The following is a 14,460-nucleotide window of genomic DNA, read 5'->3' on the forward strand; positions in this document are numbered from 1 at the left end:
TTATGTCGGAACTTTCCATGCGGCCTTTTCCCTTGACGCGAAGCGGCGTAGGGAAGGGCAGTTCTCCGCAGGATCCACCACCATGACAGCGCCAAAAGAACTCAGGGTCTCGAAGGACCGCAAGCTGCTTTCCGTCACCTTTCCGGGCCATCAGCCGTTCGAATTGTCGGCCGAGCTGCTGCGTGTCGCCTCGCCATCGGCCGAGGTGCAGGGCCATTCGCCCGAACAGCGCGTCACCGTTCCCGGCAAGCGCAATGTAGCGATTCTGAAGATCGAGCCGGTCGGCAATTATGCCGTGCGCATCACCTTCGACGATTTCCACGACACCGGCATCTTCACTTGGAATTACCTGCATACGCTGGGTCATAAGAAGGATGCACGCTGGGCCGCCTATCTCGCCGAACTGGAAGAGAAGGGGCTGAGCCGCGACCGTTGAATGGATCCCGCAGGACTCTCAGGTCAACGCAGGATCGCCAGTATCTCGCTGGTGTCGTGATAAAACGGCGTGCCTTCGATCAGCCGGTCATCCTTGAAGCGCAAGACTTCGGCAAACGGCTGTTTGATGGTTGCACCATTGGCCCGCGATGTGAGCGAAAGCGAGCAGCTCATGAACACCGTGTCATCGTTTTGGGCGACCTGAAGGTCCTCCACCGCCACGTCGCTCCAGATTTCCCGCATTTTGCGGAAAAGGGCGCCAACGCCGTCGAGGCCGCTCCAGTCACCGGCATAGGGCAGGGAGCGCGGCTCATGCACGACAATCTCGGCATGAAATGCGCCGGCAAGCACATCGAGGCTGTCCGGCCCTGATTGCAGGAAACGCATTTCAACATTGAACATGTTTTCAATAAGTTCCATGGCGGTGCGTCGCCGGTCGAGCGGTTTATCCATTTTTGACCTCCGTATCCGTTGGCACGATCATGCAGGTAAAGCGGTTTGCCCTTGTTTGCGTTGCCTCGACACCCGTTTCCTGATGACCGGCAAACGGGCACTTGTCGTGAAAACGTCATCCATATGGAGTAGCGCCGGCAAAGCTTTGGAGACGAAAACATGTCCATGATCACCAGCATCGAACAGCTTGAAGCGCTCTATGGCCTGCCCGGCGAGGCGTCGGTGGTCAAGGAACTCGACCAGCTGATTCGCGAATACGCAGCTATCATCGAGGCTTCGCCGTTTGCCGCGCTCGCAACCTGCGGGCCAGAAGGGCTGGACTGCTCGCCGCGCGGCGATCTCGCCGGCTTCGTCCGCATCCACGATCCGAAAACGCTGATGATGCCGGACCGGCGCGGCAACAACCGTGCCGATTCGCTAAGGAACATCCTTCGCGATCCGCGCGTCGCGCTTCTGTTCCTCGTGCCGGGTTCCGGCACGACGCTGCGCGTCAATGGCCGCGCCCACATCACCACCGACACCGGGCTCTGCGCCTCGTTCGCCGTCGAGGGCAAGCCGGCGCGCTCGGTGACGATCATCGAGATCGATGCGGTTTATTTCCAGTGCGCCCGCGCCATCCACCGATCGGAACTGTGGAATCCGGCAAGGCATGTCGACCCGAGATCGCTGCCGACTCCCGGCCAAATCCTGGAAATCACCAGCCGCAAGAACATTGACGGCGAGGTCTACGACAAGGAATGGCCCGAGCGCGCGAAAAAATCGATGTGGTGAAGCATTTGGTGGTGGAGCACTGGGCTGTCAGGCGGTCTTCAAAACCTCGGCAATCCTACGCATCTGTTCGCCGATCATGTCACATTGTTCCGGCGTCGACTGGCTCATCGCCTTCTCGATCAGCGCCATATGGACCTTCAGCGCCTGCATCAGCAGTGCCTCGCCGGCGTCTGTCAAGGTCAGCCTCAGCACGCGCTTGTCCTTCTCGTCGCCCTCGCGGCGCAGCAGGCCACGGGTCTCCAGCTGAGGCAAAAGCATGGTGATGTTGGAGCGGCCGACCAGCAGCCGACGAGCAAGGTCGTGCTGCGACATGCCGGGATGACGGTAGAGGTTCATCAGCACGTCGAGCTGCGCCGGCTTCAGGTCGAGCGGCGCAAGCTTCACCGCCAGGGTGCGTTCCACCACATGGCAGGCGCGCGCCACCGCGACCCAGTTGCGAAAACGCGGGTTGTCCCAGGGCAGGTCTTGCTTAATGTTCATGTTTGAACTATTATGTTCATGCTTGAACCAATGAATGGATCGCCACTATGGCATCATTTGGACTGAAGGTCATCCGCGGCACGTTCGGCGTGGCTGAGCATGTGGCACCGCGACTCACCGGGCGTGCTGCATTCGAGCTGTTCTGCCGCACGCCGCACGAGAAGAGCTTGAGCAAAGGCGAGCGCCGCGCAATTGATCGCGCCGCCGATTTCATGCCCCAGGCACGCCATCACCGGCTAAAGACCAGAACCGGCTGCGTCATGGTGCATGAATTCCGGCCCGAGCCGGGCAGGGCGACTGCCGGCACCGTGCTCGTCATCCATGGTTGGCGTTCGCGCACCGAATACATGCGCACGCTGATCGAAGCCTATCGCGATGCCGGCTACAAGGTGGTCTCGCTTGATCTGCCGGGCCACGGCCAGTCGCAGGGCCGCCGGCTTACCCTGGTCAGTGCGGTCGATGCGGCACGGGTTGCCGGCGAATGGTTCGGCCCGTTCGCGGCCATTGTCGGCCATTCCTTTGGTGGTGCCGTTGCCGCCAACGCCGTCGCCGGTTCGATCAGGAACATCCCGCGATTGGCGGCCGGGCGGCTGGTGCTTATCGCCGCGCCGAGCTCCCTGCCGGCAATCTTTGCTGATTTCAGTCGCATGCTGAATGTCGGCTCGCGCTCGCAGGCCGCCATGGCCGACCGGGTCGAGCGCATCGCCGGCCGGCCGTTGCACGAGTTCACCGGTGACCGCCAGCTCGCAAGCACGCCGCTGCCGACGCTGGTGATCCACGCGCCGGACGACCGCGAAGTGTCCGCCGAGCATGCAAGGCTCTACACGCGCGCCGGAGACCATGTGCGGCTTTACTGGGCCGACGGGCTCGGCCACCGCCGCATTCTCGCCGACAGGGGTGTGGTGGAGCGTGCCGTTGGCTTCGTTGCCGGCAGGCTGGAGCCGTCTCTGCAGTGACCTGAATATCGTTCTTGTCAGCCGGTTTCGACCGTCATGCCGCCCCGGTGCTGGCCATCGCTATCCAAGCCGCCATTGCCCCGTCCACCGTCGCCAGAAGAGCCGAGCGCGACGCGCCGTCGCGCGCCTGGATCGACATGCCGTGCTGCACGGTCGCGTAGAAGGTCGCGGCCGTACCGCAGTCGAAATCGGCCGGCAACTCTCCCTCGGCCACGCCACGCTCAAGGCGTCTCAGCAAGGCTTCGCGGTTTTCGGCGCGGCGACGGCGCAGATCATCGCAGATGGCGCCGCGGCTTGAGTCCTGGTGCAATGCGCCGAGCGCGATCAGGCAGCCTTGCGGGCGACCGGTCTGTGAATAGGCCCTGGCCGTCTGCCGCAGGAACCGCTCGACCGCCTGACGCGCGGTCGGCGCCTTTTCCAGCGCGGACCAGATCTCGGTTCCCTCGACCCGCGTGTAAAGCTCGGTTGCCTCGAGAAACAGCGCTTCCTTGCTGCCGAAGGCGGCATAGAGGCTGGGTGAGTTGATGCACATTGCAGCGGTCAGGTCGCTTATCGACGCGCCCTCATAACCCTTGGCCCAAAACACTTCCATTGCGCGCCGCAAGGCGGCGGCTCGATCGAAGGTGCGGGGGCGGCCTCGTTCCGGCATGGCATCCTTTCTGTATTGATCGATACATAATTCCGTTGACGTGGTTCAGCAAGACTGGCAGATATTTATGTATCAATCACTACAAAATGGAGAAGCAGATGTCATCCAGAAGCTTGAACGGCAAGGCCGCCCTCGTCACCGGCGGCAGCCGCGGCATTGGTGCGGCGATCGCAAGAAGGCTCGCGGCCGACGGCGCAGGCGTGGCGATCACCTATGTGAATGGCGAGAAAGGGGCGCGTGCGGTGGTCAGGGAAATCGAGGCGGCCGGCGGCCGGGCCTTTGCCATCAAGGCCGACAATCGCGATGCTGGGGCGATCGAGGCGGCAGTCGATGAGGCAGCAAAAGCCTTCGGACGGCTCGACATCCTGGTCAATAGCGCCGGCGTCTGGCGCGCTGCGCCGATCGATGTCCTGTCGCTTGCCGATTTCGATGAGACAATGGAGGTCAACCTCAGGGCCCCGTTCGTCGCCGCCAAGGCGGCAGCAGCGCATATGGGCGAGGGTGGCCGGATCATCTCGATCGGCAGCAATCTGGCCGAGCGTGCCACGGACGCCGGCCTGAGCGCCTATTCGGCCAGCAAGGCTGCCTTGGTTGGCCTGACCAAGGCCTTTGCACGCGATCTCGGTCCGCGCGGCATCACCGCCAATGTCGTCCATCCGGGGTCGACGGATACCGACATGAATCCGGCAGGCGGCCCGCACGCCGAGCATCAGCGTCAGAAGATGGCGATGCCTCGCTTCGGCACGGCCGACGAGATCGCCGGCATGGTTGCGTGGCTTGCCGGCCCCGAAGGGCGCTTCGTGACAGGCGCGGCATTGACCATCGACGGCGGCGCCAACGCTTGAGGTTTGGCTCACGGGCACTACCATTGGTCGGGAGCGACGGCGGATTCGCTCCCCCCGTCACGACGTTGTGAAACCGTTCTGCAACAGACGTTCCGAAATTTATGAAAGCTTAACGAAATCAGTATGAATCAGTGTAGTCACGCCTTACATCCGCCATGGGGTGGGCGAGACCGTGAAAGCGGTGCGGAACGGGATCCGGTTCAACCGGAGCGGGTGATCCATGAAATTCCTTGGAAACAAAGCAACCGTGCTGCCGTTTGCGCTGGCCGCGGCAATGCTGGCCTTCGCGGCGCCGAAGGCTGAAGCGCAAGGGTTCTTCGACATGCTTTTCGGCGGCGGCGTCAAACACGCACCGCCGAAAGGTAACTTTCCGCCGCCACCGTCAAAATACAAGCCGAAGCCCAGGGCGCCGGCCGCTTCCGGTGGTGGGGGCGGTGGTGGTGCGCAAATCAGCGGCCCGTCCTATTATACCTACAAGAGCGATCCGCTGGTGCGCGTCGATTTTTCGGCACTGTCGGCAGCGCCTGAACCGGCAACGCCTCAGGACGCTGCTTTCGAGCCGGCGGCCACCGGGGCTGCATTCCGCGAAGCCATTGCCGGCCTCGACGGCTATGACCTCTACGCCGAGAAGGACATCGCCAAGGCGCTGATCGCCTATTACTCGGCCAATCCGGATTTCATCTGGGTGACGGGAATCAGTCCCAGCAGCCGCGCCCAGGATGCGGTGCGGGTGCTGGGCGAGGCCGCGAGCTACGGCCTGACGCCCGCCGACTACACCGTCGAAGTTCCGGCAGCAGGCACATCGGTGGGCAATGCCGATGAACGCCTGAAAGAGCTGGTCCGCTTCGAGATGGCGCTGTCGGCGCGTGTCCTGCGCTACGCCCGTGACGCACAAAGCGGCCGCGTCGATCCCAACCGCATGACCGGCTACTACGATTTTCCGCCGAAGCCGCTCGACATGGAAGGGGTGCTGAAGACGCTGGCCCATACCCAGCAAGTGCGCACTTATCTCCAGTCACGGCATCCACAGAATTCCGAGTATCAGGCGCTGCGCGTCGAACTGGAAGCGCTCCAGGCCAGCGCCGAAGACGAAATCACCATCGATCCCAATCTGCTGTTGAAGCCGGGGCAGACCAGCCCCGAGCTGCCGAAGCTTTTGACAAAGATCGCGCGCAATCTCGATGACGAGATGGGCGGCGCCTATGGCGAGGTCCTGGCGAGGCTCGCTACCAGCGAGGTCTACGATCCGGAGCTGGTGCCGGTGATCAAGGCGGTGCAGAAACGGGCCGGCATGAAAGGCGACGGCGTCATCGGCCCGCGTACCGTTGCATCGTTGGCCGGAACGTCCAAGGCCGACAAAATTCAGAAGGTTCGGGTTGCGCTCGAAGAGTTGCGCTGGTTGCCTTCCGACCTTGGCAGCCCGCGCGTCTTCATCAACCAGCCGGCTTTCACCGCGAGCTATATCGATGACGGCGAGGAGAAGCTGAAGACCCGCGCCGTGGTTGGCAGGCCCACCAACCAGACTGCTTTCTTCTATGACCAGATAGAGCAGGTCGACTTCCATCCCTACTGGGGCGTGCCGCAGTCGATCCTGGTCAACGAGATGCTGCCGCGGCTGCGCCGGGATCCTGGCTATCTCGATCGCGCCGGCTACGAGGTGGTCAATGCCCGCGGCAAGCGCATTCCCTCGTCCTCGGTCAATTGGGGCGCCTACGGCGCAAAGATACCCTACGGCGTGCGCCAGCTGCCGAGCGAGGCCAATGCGCTGGGCGAGCTGAAGATACTGTTCCCCAACAAGCATGCCATCTACATGCACGATACGCCGCAGAAGTCGTTTTTCCAGCGCGACATGCGCGCGCTCAGCCATGGCTGCGTTCGCTTGCAGGATCCGCGCGGCATGGCCGCTGCCGTGCTCGGCACCTCGGTCGACTACATCGAGGACAAACTGAAACACGGCCATTCGACCGAAGACGTGACACGCAATATCCCGGTCTATGTCGCCTATTTCACCGCATGGCCGGACCTGTCAGGCAAGGTCGAATACTTCAACGACGTCTACGGCCGCGATACAAGGCTGCAGCAGGCGCTCGACAGCACGGAAGCGGTGCGTTCGCCGGCAAGCTGACGAATGCGGTTCTAGCGCTGAAACAGTGGACGCCGGAAACCGGCATCGCGTCCGGCGATGAGCCAATAGACCAGGCCCGCGACAACGCCTGCGGCGGCAATGATGCCGATATCGGCCCAGCGCTCCGGGTTCGTGTCATCCGGTACATTGGGCCAGATCAAGGCGAAGCCGCCAACCGCGGCCGCCGCGCCGAAGACCATGTGCAGCCAAAAACTGCGCAGCGAGAAAAACTCGGCAATCAGTGCGAAGATCAGCGTCTGCAGGCCGGTCAGCACGATCGTCAGAAAATAGATGAACATGCCGAGCGGCGGCAACAGCAGCACCGCAACGGGGGTGACACCCATGACGTCGAAATAATTCGGCGCATTTGGCAGCGAACTCAGCCCGCCATAGATCGCCGCCACCGCGATCAGCCCAACCAGTACCGCTATGAAATAACCCGCGAGCATCATCAGAAAGCGCTTCAATACGTGCTTTACCGTCGCCATGCCCACCCCCGCGCGCAATGATAGCACCGCAGTCAGCCATCAAAGTCATATCTGCGCAAGTGCATGCCCAAGGCCGGGTGCCTCCGGGCGCGCCTTTTTCGAATGCTAACCTTTGCAGGCAGCGACTATTTCGGCGCGGCTGTCACCGGATCGTAGGTGATTTCGACTTTCGCCTTGTCGCTCGTGTAATAAATGACGGTGTAGCCATCGCTGTCCCAATCGATTTCCTTGATGTAGCGGAAGTCGTCGCGCTGCTCGACCTTGGCGATGATTTCCGACAGCTTCTTGGCATTCTGCGGCGGCACCGGATTTTCGTCCGCGGCAAAGGCCGATCCGCCGACAAGCAGCACGGCGGCCGCCAAAACAAGTCTGGACATGGCTTTCCCTCACATCTCGATCAGCAGAAACTCGTTTCTATGTAGGTTTGTTCCGGGATAGCGACCGTTGCGCTACAAGGAGGCGCCGGCCGTGCCTGACTTATGGCTGCCGAAAGAACACGGCGAATGCTTAAAATCATGATGCGTCGCCTCAACATCGCGGCCGTAATAGTGCCGGTGGTCATTCGGGTTTTACATGCAAATGCGTCATGCCATCATATTTGTACTTTTCATATTTTCCATTCCGGCCATTTCGATGCCTGTCCAGAAAGCCGAGGCGCCAGAACCTGAACGCTATACGGTCTATTGCGCCGACGACCGCATCGAGGTTTCGTTCTGGGATATCGAGCAGATGAGGTGCGGGCCGGCTCCAACGTTTGCCAGTTCCAAAGCTATACGAGCTACAGCAGCGCCTTGAATTTCGCCCAAAGAATTTTGGCGGCGAGGGGGCGACCTGCAGCTGCTAGTGGTAAAAATCTGACGCTTGGTGCCCGATGCGGATTATCTGTTCCGACCCTTTCCGGTCGTACAGACGTGGCAATGCTACGGCGTCAGTTGACCCGTTCCGATCATTGGCCATCTTGCAACCGTTTGAAATCTGGCGCTAGATGGGACATGGGACCATTACTGTGCGAGGTCTCTATGGCAAACACAGAAGAAGGAACGCGCGTAGCAGGAGTTTGGCTTGCGATCGCCTCTATCCTGCTGGCAGGCGCGCTGGTCGGCCATGGTCCGATCGATCCCGATATGGGTCGCCAGATGGGAGTCATCACCGACGACCCTGTCCGATGGGCGATCATCCATTGGGTTTCCGCGGTAGCGCTATCACTGTTCGTCCTGACAGGTCTGATCGTGCTGGCGGCCAGATCGCGCCTCACCGAGGCGTGGTGGACGTTGTCTGCCTGGGGTGTGCTGACTGTCGGCGCGCTCTGGACCATGACGACCGCGGTGGCCGAGGCCACAGTGGTCTCCGCCGCTGCTGCCGCCGGGGACACGGCAACTTTCGAGGCCTGGTGGGCATTTTCCGAAGGAAAGGCTAACGGCTTCATGTTTTTGGCGTTGGCCGTTGCCGTGATCGCTGGCAACGAGGCGCAGACCACTCACCGAGCCACGCCGGTCTGGGCATCGTACATCGCAGTCGTGGCCGGAATTGGAGCCTTCCTCGGTTGGCCCCTGGGCATGTGGCTCGGAGTCACCCTGGGCAGCTTCGTCTGGGTCGTGGCATCACTGGTGATGTCCCTGTGGACACTTTGGTTCGGGTTGGGTTTAGCGCGGACCGTGATCGGGCTGCGGCCTCACAATGGGTGACATCGAGTCCGTAGCGGGAGCGTAGCGAGCGACCGCTTGATGACCGCGACGGGCGCTCCAGCCGCTCCGAGGCGGCGGGGATTGCTTCGCGCCGCTGAAAACGGCCTCGACGCGCGAGTTTGCCGAATGGGCAATATGCTTGCAGTAGGCGCGATAAAGCCGCTTCAGCAGCCGGAGCGAAAGTGTAGCGCGCAAAATCACTTGGCACCTCCGCGCAACTTCAGTTGGCACCAAATCGCGCGCTTTCAACGGCTGTTAAAGGTGGTTCCAGCGCCGGCCTCTTGACGAGACCGCAGGCAGCGCGAGAATTCCTGGGCATGGAAACCCCTAGCGAGCGCGCCGGCCTCCAGCCGGTGCGCATGGAGCAATCCGAAAGGCATGTTCGTTATGAAGCATGGAATGTTTGAAGAAGTTCCGTGGTCTGACTCCATCACGGTTTACGACAAGGAGCATTTCACCATCTACCTGCAGATCCTGGACGCCTGCGCTGACAATGCCAGCGAAGAGGAGATGGCCAAGCTCATTCTCGGCATCGACCCCGTCCTTGAACCGGTCCGCGCTCGCAAGGCTCTTCGCAGCCATATCGACCGGGCGAACTGGATGGTCACGACTGGTTACAAGGAATTGTTCGCCAGCTGACCCATCGCGAAGAGGCGGACATTCTCAGGCCGGATCATAGGCCCGCTTCTCGGGAACCAAGCCGAGCACCTGTCACGCGTTTTTACGCACCCGCAAGCGAAGCAAATCCCTGTCTCGCTCGCACTCTATCGAGCCACTCATACTCCAGCGCGAGACTCTCGTGTGCGTGCTCCAACTCGCGCCTCGAAATATCCATCGATTTCGATCGTCTGAGATGGGTCTCGACTGCCAGCGGGAGCCCCGTCGCGGCCGCCAGCCGCGAAAGTCCGTCGTTGAGCCTTTCGGTCCAGAGCACATGGCCGACCCGCGCCAGGCGCGTTTCGGCCTCTTTAAGATCGAGCGCCGTCGAGAACATATAGAGCTGGGCCAGTCGGTGCTTATCCGGGACGCGGTCGACGAAGGCTTTGAACGACCCGCTCGCCCAAGGTGCCTCTTTCTCCATGATTGGGTGGTCGCTGCGATCGTCGATCATCTCGCGCAGCATCTGGTAGTGCGATGTCAAGCGAGCTACCGGATCGCGGAAGCAGGTGATCAGCACCGCATCCACCGGCAGCGACAGCATCTCCAAAGGTTTCTTCGTGGACCAACTCACAACCTATCTCATCACATCTGCGTGATCTAGCCGCGCCAAATTATATCGGCTAATCAGAAAGCGGGTTTGGGGAGTGGGCAAATGGGGCTCGTTAAGATCAAGGGCATCCTTTCCATGTGGAAAGGACGCGTTATCCCGAGGAATGGTGTTCCGTGGTCAGATCACTGGACCGTTCGGACGGCTGCGATCGCGGCGCATTTGCGATGGATAGGTCCAAACAGCCTTATGCTTGTCGGAGACTCGCTCTTCGAGCTGGTTCCGCCACATCCGCTTGAAGGTCTCAGCGTAGTGAATGCCGGCTTTGGCGGTGCGACCGCAGCGAACGTCTATGCTTCCGTGGCGTCTTGCGTGGTCTTGTCGGCCCTAAAGGAAAATCCGCCGGCAAAGGCGGTTATCCAAGTGGGAACGAACGACAGCAAGACAGGCGCCAATCCGGTTTCGGTCGCCGAAAAGACGATGGCAATCTGCTTATTGCTTCGGAGCATCGGCACCGAACCCATCGTGTTCGCGATCCCGCCGATCGAAGAAAAGAAAACCGCCTTTAGGTCGGCTTCTGTGGCCAGCGCCATCAATGATGCGACACGCCAGGCGTGTCTCAGAAGCGGCGTTCCTTTTATCGACCCTTACGTCGCAATTCGCGGCTCGAACGACGTGACCGAGGATGGCATCCACCTGGCCCGCGGCGCGGTTGTCGCGCTGGTCGACGCCATCCGCGCCGCCTAGACGGTCACCAGCGGAGCAACGGCCGCCGCCCACTCGGCCGAGCCGGTATCGTTCGGGTGAATGCCGTCAGTGACCGACCCGGTGCCGTTGGTGGTCAGCGTCAGACCATCAATATAGAAGATGTTGGCGTCGCCGGCAGCCGTTAGTTCGCTCACGGCGTCGAGTTCCTGTTGCCGATAATCGGCGATCTTCAGGGTGAGCGCGTCATTAGCTGCCGAAATCCAGTTCGACGACACAACGTAGATTTTCACTGTCGGCTTGATCGCCCGAACGTTGGCTATCAGTGTCTTCAAAGCAGCCTTGAAGGTAGCGAGAGAGGTCTGCGCCGTGCGATTGTTGAAATCAAACGTGACGAAGGCGACATCGGGATTGGCGTTGCCGAGATCGGTTCCCCACGCGGAATTCACTAGGGAAGAACCATAGCCGAGATTGATGTGCTGCCAGCCCTTGGCGCGGCAGAGTATCTCCATCCACGTTTTATCGGTGCTGGTGGCATTGAACCCCTGGAGACGGCTGTCGCCAAGGAACACGGCCCGCGGCAGGGTCGATCGCGGCGTCGGCAAGGTGACCGGCGCACCGTAGGTCGTAATGCCGAGATGCGCGATCGATGCCGAGTAGGGCATGACGATCTCGATCAGGCGATCCGCATTCGACGCAAAATCCAGCCTGACGAAGAACTTGCCGAGCGCCTGCGCCGAGGTGAAGTACGTGTTATGCACCCCGTCGACGAGTACCTCTCCCTTGCCATTATAGCTGCCGGTGACGAGATTGAGGTTCTGGAAGTGCAGGACGACAGAGGTTGCCCGCGTCTTGAAGCGGCGGCGCCATCCCGGATTGGCATTCTGGTACCCGCCGAAGGAGATCGGCCTGACGCCGCTGACCTGAGACGATGTTGCGGTGAGCGTTGCCGCGTAGTCGCTGTCCTCGATATTAGAGTTGTTGGGCACGACATCGACAAGGGGCTCCGCGCCGGCAATGCCAAAGTTCGACAAGGCGGTGAGCTCTGATGCATCCTGTGTTCTAAGCCGGAGGGTTATTCTTGCGATTGTGCCGCCGAACGGAGATGTTCCAGAGAGGCCGCCGCCGATGCGCAAGGTGGCGAGACCCGCTGGAACGGTCACCACGCTGTCCTGCGCCCCGACCGAACCGTCGAGCGCAGCCTGGGCATAGTTCGCGCCCCACGATCCCGCCATCCGCGTCGTCTTGTCCACGACGGTTATTCCCGGCAGGATGTTGGCGGCAGTAGCCCCGGCGGTCGTCAGCGCGAGTTGCCCGCCCCCGAGCGAGGACATCGCCATCACGATCTTGTTGTTGTTGGTGCCGTCATCGATCTGCACCATGGTACGCGAGACATTGTCCGGAGCCTGAGTGCGTCCCTCGACGAACAGCGAACCGAGGGCCACGTTGAAGGGTATGCCGGAGAGCGCCAGGAACGCTATGTCTGCCCCCCTGGAGAAGAACGCGGTGGTCGTCACCATCGGGCTGCTTCTGTAGTTGCCGTTCTCGTTCTGGACGAGATCGATGGCAAAGCTGTCGCCACTGGTGCCGATCCTGAAGCCGACATTCGGGTTTGGCAGCGTCTGGGACGGAATGCTCATCCGGTTCCAGTTGGCATCGGCAGGAGTCACATCGGTCCACGTCGTGCCGCCGTCCATCGTCATGGAGATCGGCCCAGTGCCAACCAGGCGCTTGATATAAGCCGTCTGGAAATAGGCCGCCGAAGCGATGGCGATGGCCTGCAAGGCCGTCCCGTTGGCCGCTGTGGCGGTGATCGACGAGGCCGAAGCGGCGATACCGTCAAGGCCAACCTGGTCGAGCGCCGCCGTGATGTTGGACTTCGTCCAGGCAGCATTCGTCAGGTCGCGGTTCCACAGCACGCGATTGGCGCGCGCCGGTTCGATAAGCAGGCCTCTCGGCGCAAGCGACTTGTAGTCGTAGGTGAAGCGGGGAATGTTCACGCCCGCTTGCTTCAGCAGCCCCAGCTTGTCGAAGTACCACCCCGCCGTCGTGCGCGTCGTGGACAGCTTTGCCGTTAGACTGCCGAAGAACCGCTTGGCGGGTGCAGCAGCGTCCTTAATCAGTATGCTCGGGATAGGAGTGTCGAGAGCAATCGCCACGCCGCTGTCGTCGTACTGCAACGTCTGCGATAGGTCATTGAGGGTGGCGAGCTGGAGCGCGTCGAGGCGATCGTTGAGAGCCACGTAGGGTCCGCGCGCGGTCTGCACCTCGGCCGCGTAACCCGGCTCGATGCCCTCCGGTGAGAAGTTGAGCGCCGTCGTGCCAAGCGTAATGCCTGCCGCAGCCATCGCCAGCGTCCAGCGCTCTCCGGTGCCGACTGTGCCGCTCTGCACGACGAAGCCGATATGCGCCAACTCTGCCGCGCTATCGGCGAAGATCGCACGGGACGCGGCGCCAGCCGCCACTACGGTGTAAAGCCCATTCTCGGCCGGCAGCGTCTGCGAGCCAAGGAAGACGTGATCTCCGGTCACCAGAGCGACGCCGTTGAGTACCGCGGCGTTGATCAGGCCGCTTGCGAGGTTGACGTTGGCGGTCGAGCGAACCTTGACGATCTGGGTAGTCCAAATAACTCCGGCTGTTGCAATATCCTCGACAGCATCGACACGGCCGGTCAGGTCTTCGACCTCCTCCGGCAGCGAAGCTACTGCGTCGACGCGTATGTTGAGCGCGACATCCGCGGCTGCCCGCGCCGTCGCCTCGGCGGCGAGCGCATCCGCTATCGGCCCGTCGGCTGCGATCTGCTCCGCGTGGTCGGCCATCGACTGTCGTGCCGAGCGCCGAATGCCGTCGATCGTGGCATTGCCGGTCACCTCGTCCAGAGCGGCGACCAGCGGGAGATCGGTACTGTATATTCCTGTTTCAGCCATTCCAAAATTCCCTGTTCTTAAGGCGCGACGTAGCCGCCGCAGTTGAAGTAGACTTGGGCGCCGGCGGTCACGTTGGCGACGTTCAGCGCCGTGTTGACGGTCGACGACAGCGGCGATCGGAATTCGATGTCCAGGCGCCCGCCGGCGGCCTTGAGAAAACCGCGATAGAGGACAGTCGCGGCGCCGTCCTTGACCAGAATTTCGGTGTCGACCGTGGCGTGGGCATTCACGGCAGTCAGCCAGGTCATGTGGTTGCGTTGGCCCGCCACCGCTGCCTTCACCGGGACATCTGCGGTCCCGGTCTCTCCACCGGCAGCCGCGGGGTAGCGCCAAGTGGCGGCCGGGTTCAGCGCGGTCAGGTTCTGGGCGATGCGCTGCAGCCGGCCGTTTAGGCCAGACGAGGCGGTATCGCTGGCCGGCGCCGCCTCGATGAGCGAGCCGAGCAGCGCATCGTCGTCGGTCGACAGCGTGACGCTGAGGCTGTTGGCGGCGCTCTTTGCGCCAAGCGTCGACGGCAGCTTGACCGACAGCAGCCGCTTGACCAACGCGATCAAGGAGAACGTGCCGGCGTCGGAGGTGGCGGCGGCATCGGCCTTCCCGCCTAGCGCCTCATCCATGCCGTCGCGCACGCCGTGCATGGGATGGTGCTTGCCGGCGACGAGTTCACTATCGATCGCGACGGGATCGCCGGTGACGCTGTCGGTTGTGTTGATCTGGCTGGCGGCCATTTGTGT

16 protein-coding genes are annotated in these 14,460 nt (G+C 61.8%); 8 read left to right on the plus strand and 8 right to left on the minus strand.

Going from position 1 to position 14,460, the window contains the following annotated elements; genetic code table 11:
- Window positions 1–82 precede the first annotated feature (82 nt).
- Window positions 83–436, plus strand: coding sequence for a gamma-butyrobetaine hydroxylase family protein (locus tag NKI29_RS02535; protein ID WP_352795462.1), 354 nt, complete (start codon window positions 83–85; stop codon window positions 434–436).
- Between the two features lie 23 nt (window positions 437–459).
- On the opposite strand, the gene NKI29_RS02540 is transcribed toward NKI29_RS02535, so the two are convergent.
- Window positions 460–888 carry a nuclear transport factor 2 family protein gene (locus tag NKI29_RS02540; protein ID WP_352615818.1) on the minus strand — a complete coding sequence of 143 codons (429 nt, stop codon included), beginning with the start codon at window positions 886–888 and terminating at the stop codon, window positions 460–462.
- Between the two features lie 159 nt (window positions 889–1,047).
- Here NKI29_RS02540 and NKI29_RS02545 point away from each other — a divergent pair, with 159 nt between their 5' ends.
- Window positions 1,048–1,659: a pyridoxamine 5'-phosphate oxidase family protein gene (locus tag NKI29_RS02545; RefSeq protein WP_023675024.1), complete on the plus strand. Its 612-nt coding sequence runs from the start codon at window positions 1,048–1,050 to the stop codon at window positions 1,657–1,659.
- A gap of 27 nt (window positions 1,660–1,686) precedes the next feature.
- Here the strand turns inward: NKI29_RS02545 and NKI29_RS02550 are convergent, their stop codons facing one another.
- On the minus strand, window positions 1,687–2,139 hold the full coding sequence (locus NKI29_RS02550) for a MarR family winged helix-turn-helix transcriptional regulator (protein WP_352795464.1): 453 nt from the start codon (window positions 2,137–2,139) through the stop codon (window positions 1,687–1,689).
- Window positions 2,140–2,186: 47 nt separating this feature from the next.
- Between NKI29_RS02550 and NKI29_RS02555 the strand changes: the two genes are divergently transcribed.
- A complete protein-coding gene (locus tag NKI29_RS02555) occupies window positions 2,187–3,095 on the plus strand; it encodes an alpha/beta hydrolase (protein ID WP_352795465.1) in 909 nt (302 codons plus the stop codon).
- Between the two features lie 34 nt (window positions 3,096–3,129).
- Here NKI29_RS02555 and NKI29_RS02560 read toward each other — a convergent pair whose 3' ends face one another.
- The gene (locus NKI29_RS02560; RefSeq protein ID WP_352568640.1) at window positions 3,130–3,744 is read right to left on the minus strand and encodes a TetR/AcrR family transcriptional regulator; all 615 of its coding nucleotides are present in this window, start codon (window positions 3,742–3,744) and stop codon (window positions 3,130–3,132) included.
- A gap of 98 nt (window positions 3,745–3,842) precedes the next feature.
- Between NKI29_RS02560 and NKI29_RS02565 the strand changes: the two genes are divergently transcribed.
- Entirely contained in the window at window positions 3,843–4,589 is a 747-nt protein-coding gene (locus NKI29_RS02565; protein ID WP_352568639.1) for a 3-oxoacyl-ACP reductase family protein, read from the plus strand.
- Between the two features lie 220 nt (window positions 4,590–4,809).
- Complete coding sequence (locus NKI29_RS02570; protein WP_352568638.1) at window positions 4,810–6,714, plus strand: L,D-transpeptidase family protein; 1,905 nt, start codon at window positions 4,810–4,812, stop codon at window positions 6,712–6,714.
- An 11-nt stretch (window positions 6,715–6,725) separates the two neighbouring features.
- On the opposite strand, the gene NKI29_RS02575 is transcribed toward NKI29_RS02570, so the two are convergent.
- Together NKI29_RS02575 and NKI29_RS02580 are read right to left on the minus strand one after the other, a co-directional pair.
- Window positions 6,726–7,202 (minus strand): hypothetical protein, encoded by a 477-nt coding sequence (locus tag NKI29_RS02575; RefSeq protein ID WP_352568637.1) that lies wholly within the window; start codon window positions 7,200–7,202, stop codon window positions 6,726–6,728.
- Between the two features lie 125 nt (window positions 7,203–7,327).
- Window positions 7,328–7,579, minus strand: a complete 252-nt coding sequence (locus NKI29_RS02580; RefSeq protein ID WP_023675031.1) for a PepSY domain-containing protein — start codon at window positions 7,577–7,579, stop codon at window positions 7,328–7,330.
- A gap of 642 nt (window positions 7,580–8,221) precedes the next feature.
- Here NKI29_RS02580 and NKI29_RS02585 point away from each other — a divergent pair.
- Entirely contained in the window at window positions 8,222–8,887 is a 666-nt protein-coding gene (locus tag NKI29_RS02585) for a hypothetical protein (RefSeq protein WP_156948025.1), read from the plus strand.
- Window positions 8,888–9,265: 378 nt separating this feature from the next.
- Complete coding sequence (locus NKI29_RS02590; RefSeq protein WP_502896620.1) at window positions 9,266–9,526, plus strand: hypothetical protein; 261 nt, start codon at window positions 9,266–9,268, stop codon at window positions 9,524–9,526.
- A gap of 82 nt (window positions 9,527–9,608) precedes the next feature.
- On the opposite strand, the gene NKI29_RS02595 is transcribed toward NKI29_RS02590, so the two are convergent.
- Window positions 9,609–10,088: a hypothetical protein gene (locus NKI29_RS02595; protein WP_352795467.1), complete on the minus strand. Its 480-nt coding sequence runs from the start codon at window positions 10,086–10,088 to the stop codon at window positions 9,609–9,611.
- A gap of 255 nt (window positions 10,089–10,343) precedes the next feature.
- Here NKI29_RS02595 and NKI29_RS02600 point away from each other — a divergent pair, with 255 nt between their 5' ends.
- Window positions 10,344–10,841, plus strand: a complete 498-nt coding sequence (locus NKI29_RS02600; protein ID WP_352795468.1) for an SGNH/GDSL hydrolase family protein — start codon at window positions 10,344–10,346, stop codon at window positions 10,839–10,841.
- Here the strand turns inward: NKI29_RS02600 and NKI29_RS02605 are convergent.
- Together NKI29_RS02605 and NKI29_RS02610 are read right to left on the minus strand one after the other, a co-directional pair.
- Window positions 10,838–13,726 (minus strand): SGNH/GDSL hydrolase family protein, encoded by a 2,889-nt coding sequence (locus tag NKI29_RS02605; RefSeq protein WP_352795470.1) that lies wholly within the window; start codon window positions 13,724–13,726, stop codon window positions 10,838–10,840. The genes NKI29_RS02600 and NKI29_RS02605 overlap by 4 nt on opposite strands.
- A gap of 17 nt (window positions 13,727–13,743) precedes the next feature.
- The gene (locus NKI29_RS02610; protein ID WP_352795472.1) at window positions 13,744–14,454 is read right to left on the minus strand and encodes a hypothetical protein; all 711 of its coding nucleotides are present in this window, start codon (window positions 14,452–14,454) and stop codon (window positions 13,744–13,746) included.
- Between the last annotated feature and the right edge of the window lie 6 nt (window positions 14,455–14,460).

The organism is Mesorhizobium sp. M0678 (genome assembly GCF_040320505.1).
Lineage (GTDB): Bacteria > Pseudomonadota > Alphaproteobacteria > Rhizobiales > Rhizobiaceae > Mesorhizobium.